General features: G+C 71.9%; 5 protein-coding genes and 1 pseudogene. 1 reads left to right on the forward strand and 5 read right to left on the reverse strand.

The features are described from left to right. Nucleotides 1–402 (forward strand): annotated as a pseudogene (locus tag AB0J52_RS19550) (CDP-alcohol phosphatidyltransferase family protein); the annotation flags it as partial. Between the two features lie 31 nt (nucleotides 403–433). Here the strand turns inward: AB0J52_RS19550 and AB0J52_RS19555 are convergent. From AB0J52_RS19555 to AB0J52_RS19575, 5 genes are all read right to left on the reverse strand, one after another. Continuing rightward, nucleotides 434–2,311, reverse strand: coding sequence for a glycosyltransferase family protein (locus AB0J52_RS19555; protein ID WP_500183014.1), 1,878 nt, complete (start codon nucleotides 2,309–2,311; stop codon nucleotides 434–436). Nucleotides 2,312–2,412: 101 nt separating this feature from the next. Continuing rightward, on the reverse strand, nucleotides 2,413–3,540 hold the full coding sequence (locus tag AB0J52_RS19560; RefSeq protein ID WP_500183015.1) for a hypothetical protein: 1,128 nt from the start codon (nucleotides 3,538–3,540) through the stop codon (nucleotides 2,413–2,415). A 208-nt stretch (nucleotides 3,541–3,748) separates the two neighbouring features. After that, on the reverse strand, nucleotides 3,749–4,897 hold the full coding sequence (locus tag AB0J52_RS19565; RefSeq protein WP_500183016.1) for a glycosyltransferase family 4 protein: 1,149 nt from the start codon (nucleotides 4,895–4,897) through the stop codon (nucleotides 3,749–3,751). An 11-nt stretch (nucleotides 4,898–4,908) separates the two neighbouring features. Further along, a complete protein-coding gene (locus tag AB0J52_RS19570) occupies nucleotides 4,909–5,436 on the reverse strand; it encodes a hypothetical protein (RefSeq protein WP_500183017.1) in 528 nt (175 codons plus the stop codon). Between the two features lie 240 nt (nucleotides 5,437–5,676). Further along, the coding region (locus AB0J52_RS19575; RefSeq protein ID WP_500183018.1) for a glycosyltransferase family protein at nucleotides 5,677–7,728 on the reverse strand (2,052 nt) is incomplete at its 5' end.

Raw genomic sequence — 7,728 nt, forward strand, 5'->3', positions numbered from 1 at the left:
GCGCTCGGCAACGACCCCGAGGCCGACATGGAGGACCGGGTCGTCGGCGACAACCCGAACGTGGCGCTGCAGGCGGAGTTCAACAAGAAGTTCCCCTGGTACGCGCGCGTCCGCGACGCGCTGCTGCGCGGCCGGATCCGCCCGCACCTGATCTCCGGCATCGAGTTCCAGATGGGCGTGTTCATCGTCGCCCCGCTGGTCGCCGCGCTCATCCCCGGCGCGATCATCCCGGTGGTCGTGCTGTCGGGCATCGGCATGATGGCCTTCGAGCTGGTGATCATCTACAAGTTCTGGCTGTCCAGCCGGACCTACACCAAGTCGCTGGGCAAGCTGGAGCGGCGCGTCGAGGAGGCCCGGGCCCAGGTCCCGCAGGAGGAGCTGGAGCGCCTCTCGCTCGCCTGATCCCCTCCGTTCCCTGGACGCCCCCGGCCGGTCACCGGCCGGGGGCGTCCGCCTTCTCCCGCCCCTTCCCGTCCCCGCCAGGCTCCTCGGTTTCGCCGGGCTTCTCGCCCTCGCCGGGCTTCTCATCCTCGCCGGGCTTCTCGTCCCCGCCGGGCTTCTCGTCCCCGCCGGACTTCTCGTCCCCGCCGGACTTCTCGTCCTCGCCGGGCTTCTCGTCCTCGCCGGGCTTCTCGTCCCCGCCGGACTTCTCGTCCTCGCCGGGTTCGGGCTCTTCCGCGGGCTCCGGCTTCTCCTCCTCCTCCGGCTCGGGCTCGGGCTCGGGCTTCTCGGAGGTCTCGGGCTTCTCGGGGGTCTTCGGGTCCGGCGTGTCCGGGGCCACGTCCCCGGGTTCGCCGGACGGGACGTCCGCGACGGCTCCGGCAGGGGCGGGGACGGGCTCGCGGCGCGGGTCGCGGGCGAGCGCGAGACCGGCCGCCAGGGCGGCGAACGGCGTGGCCGGAAGGACGTACCGGTAGTCGAAGTCGGCGGTCGCGGCCGGGACGACCAGCAGCGCGAGCCCGACCCCGAACGGCAGCAGGACGGTCCCGCCGAGCCGCCGGAAGCGCACTGCGATGCCGACCAGTCCGGCGCCCAGCAGGATGCCGACGAACGTGCCGGGCAGGAAGTAGTGGCGCTGGTAGTCGCGCATGAAGCCGCCGTACGGCTCCACGACGCGGGACTCGGCCGTCCGGCCGCCGTAGTCGAAGGCGGCCATGGCGTTCCACGTCCGGAGGGAGCCGCCCGCGGGGAAGTCGTACTCCTCGACGGTCCCCGGGTTCGGGTAGTCCACGCGCTTCCAGTCGAACGTCCGCCAGGTGTCGCGCCAGACGGTGCCCGCGTAGTCGCCGGGCTGCTTCTTGATGGCCTCCATGGCGAACCGTCCGGCGAGCGCGTTCGTCCGGGGGTCGTCCATCTCCCAGGGCATCTGGTTGAACGGCGAGTCGGACGTCCACATGGCCTGGAAGGCCGCGGCGATCTCGGGGTCGCGGATCACCTTGTCCTGGCAGAAGATCCGCAGCTCCGGCTCGGGCTGGATCTTGTTGCAGTCGGCGAAGCCGGCGACCCGCCCGTACAGCCAGACCTTGTCGGTCGTGGTGAAGGCCCACTGGCCGTGGAAGGAGTGGAACCAGAACAGGTAGCCGATCATCGGGACGACGCCCGCGACCGCCGTAGCGGTCACCGTCCGCCAGCCCGCCCGCCGCACGGCCAGGCAGAACGCCAGGACGATCAGCATCGGCAGCCCCACCGACCGGACGTCCGCCGCCGCGCCGACGAGGAACCCGGCCAGCGCGCCCGCCCACCAGGGCGTCCGGCGCCACCACAGGGCGAGGGTGATGCCGCAGGCCAGCAGGAAGGTGAACGGCACGTCGGCCATGAGCATGTGTTCAAGCTGGATCTGGTAGGCGTCGTAGAGCACCGGCAGGGCCAGCACGGACGCGATCACGCCGGGAACCCAGGGCCACAGCCGGGGCCGGCCGCGGCGCAGCGCCCGGTGCAGCAGCGCGTAGACCATCACGCCGATCAGGACGCCCATGGCGTGCTGCGTCACCAGCACGCCGGTGAACCCGCCGAACGGCCGGACCGCCGCGAGGATCAGCGAGTACCCGGACGGCCGGAGCGTGGAGGGCCGCAGTTCGAGGGCGCCCGTCAGGTACGTCCGGGAATCGCCGAACCAGAACACCGACGGGAAGCCGAGCATCGTGACGATCCGCAGCGCGACCGCGCCGCCCGCGACGGCGAGGAAGAGCGCGTGCGCCGCGAGGAACCGCCCGGCGGTCCGCAGCCGGGGTGGCGGGGGGAGGAGGCGTCGGAGCCCGGCGCCTCTCGGCGCGGCGGTGCGGACGGCATCGAGGGTGGTCCCGTCGGACAAACCTGCTCCGTGGTGCTAGGCGGGGTTGGCGGGGAGACGGCGGCCCCACGCCGTGGGGGTTCCGGCCGCCACCTCGAAGGATAGTGGCGTCCGCATGAAGATCATCGGGAACGGCGCGCGGCGGTCCGGCCGATCCAGTCCACGGCCGCGGCGGACGCCGCGCCGGGTTCGGTGTCGGGCCCGGTGTCGCCCCATTCGACGGCCGCGTCCACGTCGTCGCCGAGGCCGTCCAGGCCCACCGCGAGGTTGCCGACGACGGTGATCGGGACGTCGCCGCCGTCCGTGCCCGCCCGCAGCCACCAGTGCTTGGCCCGGTCCGGGTTCCGCTGCCGGACGAAGTCCATGGCGTTCCGGAGCGGGGTCTCGCGTTTCGGGTCGGCCGCCACGTCCGCGGCCTTGCGCTTGCCCGCGTGGTCGAGGAAGTCGTCGAAGCTGAAGGAGACGCGGCCGTGCATCCAGCCGATCCAGGGATTGCGCTTCAGGTACAGGGCCCGGTCGTCCTCGGGGAGCTTCTTCAGGTACCTGGCGCCCGACGGCTCGATGTACCTGGTGAGCACGAGCTTGCGGTCGAAGTCCAGATCGGCCTTGTCGAGCCCGGTGACCGGCGAGGAGGCGGCGACGGCGTAGACGAGGTCGGTGGCCGGGGCCGCGCCGAGCCTGCCCAGGTCGTCGTCGTACTGCCCGCGCCCGGCGGACGCCCCGAGCAGCGCCGCCAGCCCGCCGCCCGCGCCGTCTCCGACGGCGACGATCCGGTCCACGTCCCCGGGCAGCCTGCCCTGGTTGTGGCGGACGTACCGGACGGCGGCCTTCAGGTCCACGATCCCGTTCCAGCCCGTGTCCCGCACTCCCGCGGTCACCACGACGAACCCGGCGGCGAGCGCGGCGCGGTTCTCGGTGACCGAGGTGACCCCGCTGCCCGTGTTGTCCACCATGATCGGCGCCTGGCCGGAGTCGACGGGCCTCCCGTCGATCTCCACCGGCACCCGCACGCTCAGGGTCTGCCGCCTCTTGTCCGCCGGACGGGCCGCATACGAGAGCCCCGAGTAGAGCCGGTAGCGGACCTTCTTCCGGACGCTCCCGGCCTTCGAGGCGTCCTTCACCGAAGCGTCCTTGACCGTGAACCCGCCGCTCCTGAACGCGAGGGGGTCCGCCGCGTTCCCGTCGCCGCACCCCGCGAGCCCTCCGGCCCCCACCGCCAGCACGATGCCGAGAAGCGCGCGACGAGCCATCACAGCCTTGCTCCTTCCCAAACCGGCCGCCATCTCACACCTCTCTCCCCACACCGCTCGCAAAGACGCGCCCGCAGGCATGCGGAAAACGGAGGCGTTGCGTAGAACGTGGAAGGCCCGCCTGCCGCAGGAGCGGCGGGCGGGCCAGAGGCGGCCGGTGGGCCGGCGGGAGACCCCGCGGCCCGGCAGCGGCCCGGCAGGCGAGCGGCTACTTGGCGGCGGAGACCGACTCGAAGAGCGCTTCCCAGGAGTCGGCGATCGGCTCGGGGCCGTACTCGGCGGCCTTCTTGAGGGCGGCCTGGGACAGGTCGCGGCGCAGGTCCTCGTCCTCGATGAGGCGGACGATGCCCTCGGCGAGGGCCTGGACGTCGCGTTCGGGCACCAGCAGGCCGTCCACGCCGTCGGTGACCAGCTCGCGCGGCCCGACCGGGCAGGCGAAGCTGACCACCGGGACCGCGCAGTTCATGGCCTCCAGGAGGACCATGCCGAAGCCCTCCGACTTGGAGCTCATCGCGAAGACCGAGCCCTTGGCGAGCTCTTCGTCCAGGCGCTGCGTGGAGCCCATGAGGAAGACGTGGTTGTACAGGTGCCTGCTGAGGATGAGCTTGCGCAGCTTGGCCTCGTCCGGGCCGTCGCCGTGGATCCGCAGCGTCCAGTCGGGGTGGGTCTCGACGACCTTCTCGAACGCCTCGATCAGCATGTCGAAGCCCTTGTTGCCGTCCAGCCGCCCGGCGCTGACGACCTGCGTCCGGGAGAGGTCGGAGTGCGGGGCGTCCAGGGTGTGCAGGGCGTTCGGGATGCGCTCGACCCGCAGCTCGGGGAACTCGGCGGAGTAGGCGACGCGGTCGCTCTCGGTCAGCGTGACCAGGGCGTCCATCTGCGTCAGCATGCCGTGGTACGCCTTGCGCCACTCGGCGTTGTGGTAGTCGAAGTTGGTGTGCTCCTGGACGATCCGCACCAGCGAGGGGTCGGTGTACCGCTCGACGAACAGGTCGATGGACGGCTTGGTCGTGACGACGATCCGGTCCTCGATGGTGGGCAGGTAGCGGATCAGCGCGTTCAGGCGGCGGCGCTGCTCCGGCTGCGCCGAGACGCCGGCGGGGAACGAGGCGTGCCAGGAGGTGTCCTCGGCGCCGTCGAAGGCGTCCCAGTCGAGGTGCTCGCCGGTCCGGCTGTCGATCATGGGGATGACCCGGACCCGCTCGTCCAGCGGGAACGGCGTGTCCTCGTGGTAGCGCATCAGCGAGACGATCTCGACGTCGTGGCCCCGCTCGACCATGCGGTTCGCCTGGTTGATCACCGTGCGGACGGTGCCGCCGATCCCGTAGGCGTTGAAGAGAATGTAGGTCAGCTTCATCCGGAGCCTCTTCACTCGCCGGAGCCGCGCCGGGCGCAGCGGACGGACAGGTGGTCGCCGTCGGTGTAGTACGGCAGGACGGCGACGCCGGCCTCGGTCTGCTCCGGGAAGTTGACGATCTTCTTCTTGCCGGGCATGTCGTCGTGGTGCCGGCCGACCCGCAGCGCCAGCCTGCGGCCGCCGCGCGCCGACACCAGGTGCAGGTCCCAGTGCTCGCGGGGCAGCGCGTCGCGGACGGCCAGGTCGCGGACGCTGACGACGACCTCGAAGTGCGCGCCGTCGGTGGCGACGGGGAAGTACAGCCGGGGCGGGGTGCGCTCGGCGGACCGGGTCACGCTCCGCTTGAGCCGGTTCACGATCCGCTCGGTCACCTTCGGCGCGGGGGCCTTGCGGCGCTCGCGGGAGGTGAGCCGCAGCGTCCAGGGCTCGTCCACGGGCGCCTCGTCCGGCACCCCGCCGGAGACGATCGTGCCGAGGATGCGGATGTGGCCGTCACGCGGCCAGACCTGGCCGATCTCCGCGTGGGATTCGGCTCCCACGCCGGTCTCCGCAACCATCCTCACCCTTTCGTCGGCCGTCGGACTCGAAGTATCACAGATCGCGAGAAGTGCTCGAAACCGCTTCCGGGAACCCGCCGGGGGCCGCGCCGGAAGCGGCGGACGGCCTGGCCGGAGGCCGGACGAGACGGTCCGCGGCAGCCGGGGCGGGCCGCGGACGCGGCACGACGCGCGCTCTGAGGGCCGTCACCCGGGACGGCTGGTCCGACCGGGCCGCCCCGACTAACGATCATCCTTCCCGTCGGTGAGACGTCCACCCGTCGACGAAAGTTCCGCATCCGCTGAACGGATGCCGAAAACGAGGTCGACCCAGGCGTCCTCGACGACCCGGAGCCCGTAGGAGGCGCGCACCTGGGCGCGGGCGACCTCCCGTTCGCCCTCCCAGCGGCCCTCGGCGACGGACGCGGCGATCGCGGCGGCCATGTCCCCGGGCGTGGCGTGGATCCAGCGGGTGTCGTAGACCGTCTCCGCGCCCGGCCACGGCAGCAGCGCGGGGACGGCCCCGGAGGCCATGCCCTCGGCGGGCGCGAGGTGGAAGCTCTCGTCGTCGCTGGTGGACAGGACGAAGCCGATCCGGCGCAGCCACGCGGGGACGTCGCGCCCGTAGGCGTCGAACACGACACCGCCCGCAAGCGCTCTGGACCGCCGGACGCGCCGGAACACCTGCTCGTAGTGCTCGCGCTCCTCGGGGCGCTCCCAGATCCACCAGTACTCCCAGGGGAGCTTGGATTTCACGAAGAGCGTGTAACGCGGGTCGTCGCGGCGCAGTTCCTCCAGAACGTCCAAGGCGAGGTCGAAACGCTTGCGGGACGGCGCGATCCCGATGATTCCGAGGTGGTGCTGCGCCCCGGGCAGCTTCACGCGGTCGAACTGCTCGTCGTCCACCCAGTTGGGGATGACCTGGACCTTGTCCTCAGGCCATCCGGTCGCCTCCAGCGTCAGGGAGGCGTAGTGGGGGCTCACGCAGATGACCTTGTCCACGGCGTCGATGTCGAGCTTCATGGGCCAGCCCGAGTAGAGCTCGAAGCGGTGCAGCCGGACGAGCAGTTTCTGGCCGGGCTGCTTGTTGCGCGCGTACCAGAGGGCGTTGGGGCCGCACCACTCGCAGATGACGACGTCCGCCCACTGGACGAGTTCGAGACTCCGTTCCGGGTCGTGCGTCTTCAGCGCGGGCCACTTGTCGAGGCGGACCTCCATGTCGGGACGGTCCCGCAGGTGGTCCAGCAGTTTGGTGAAGAATTTGAGGTCATGGCCCGCCACGACGACCTTCAGCTTGCCCTCGCGCCGTGGCGCGGGGAACGTCGTGGCCAGGTAGCCGCGCATCCGGTGGACGGCCGCTTCCAGGCTGTAGTCGGCGGCAGCGGCCCGGCACCGCTCGGCGGCCAGTTCGTAGAGCTCGGGGTTCTTGCCTATGAGCGTGAGCGCGTCGACGACATCGCTCTCGGACGAGGCGAACAGCGGGTAGTCGGCCCCGAACAGCCGCTCGTGCATGGGATTGCGGTTGAGCACCACCGGGACGCCCAGCGCACCGCTCTCCAGCACCTTCGTGGACAGCTCCAGGCTGGTGTCCATGGAGATGTCGCGCCAAGACAGGGCGACGTCGCCGCTCGCCGTCAGCCGCATGGCCTCGGCACGCGGATGCCCGCCGTGCCAGACGACGCCGTCCCCGCTCTCCAGGGCCGCCTTCATCGGCGCGGCGAACCCCTCCTCATGGTGGATCTTGTCGCCGACCATGTGCAGCTCGGCGTCCACACCCCGCGCGCGCAGGAGGGCGGGCAGGCGCGTCATCTCCAGCGTGTTCCAGCGCGGTGCGAACTTGCCCGTGTAGACGAGCCTGAGCATCCCGTCCGGAGCGCCCGCCGCGCGCGGCTCCAGGCCGTCCGGCAGGACCACGACCGGCGGGAACGGCACGCTCTTGCCCGCCGTCGCCGGAACCGCCGCCTCCAGGAAGCCGCGCAGCTCCTCGGTCTGGCAGAGCAGCAGGCGGGACGCGTCGGCGATGCGGCGCAGGTCCCCCTTGGACTTGCCGTCGAACTCGGCCGCCGACTGCGGGACGTCGGTCAGGTACGTCCACAGCCGGCCCCTGAGCGGACCGGCGGCGAGCTGCCCGGCGAGCGCGCGCCCGCGCACGACGGCCAGGTCGAACGGCCGCCGCGCGTCGATCCCGGCGAGGACGGCGGCGGCCTCGGCGGGACGCATCGGCCCCTCGCCGTCTCCAGTCCGGAGCGGATCAACGACCTCGTCGAGGCCGGCGTCGACGTCGCCAGGCTCAAC

It is taken from the genome of Spirillospora sp. NPDC049652 (assembly GCF_040675125.1).
In the GTDB taxonomy this organism is placed as follows: domain Bacteria; phylum Actinomycetota; class Actinomycetes; order Streptosporangiales; family Streptosporangiaceae; genus Spirillospora.

Coding starts and splice junctions, on each gene's coding strand:
- AB0J52_RS19565 (WP_500183016.1), bottom strand. CDS start 4,897: ATGAAGCTGACCTACATTCTCTTCAACGCCTACGGGATCGGCGGCACC.
- AB0J52_RS19560 (WP_500183015.1), bottom strand. CDS start 3,540: ATGGCTCGTCGCGCGCTTCTCGGCATCGTGCTGGCGGTGGGGGCCGGA.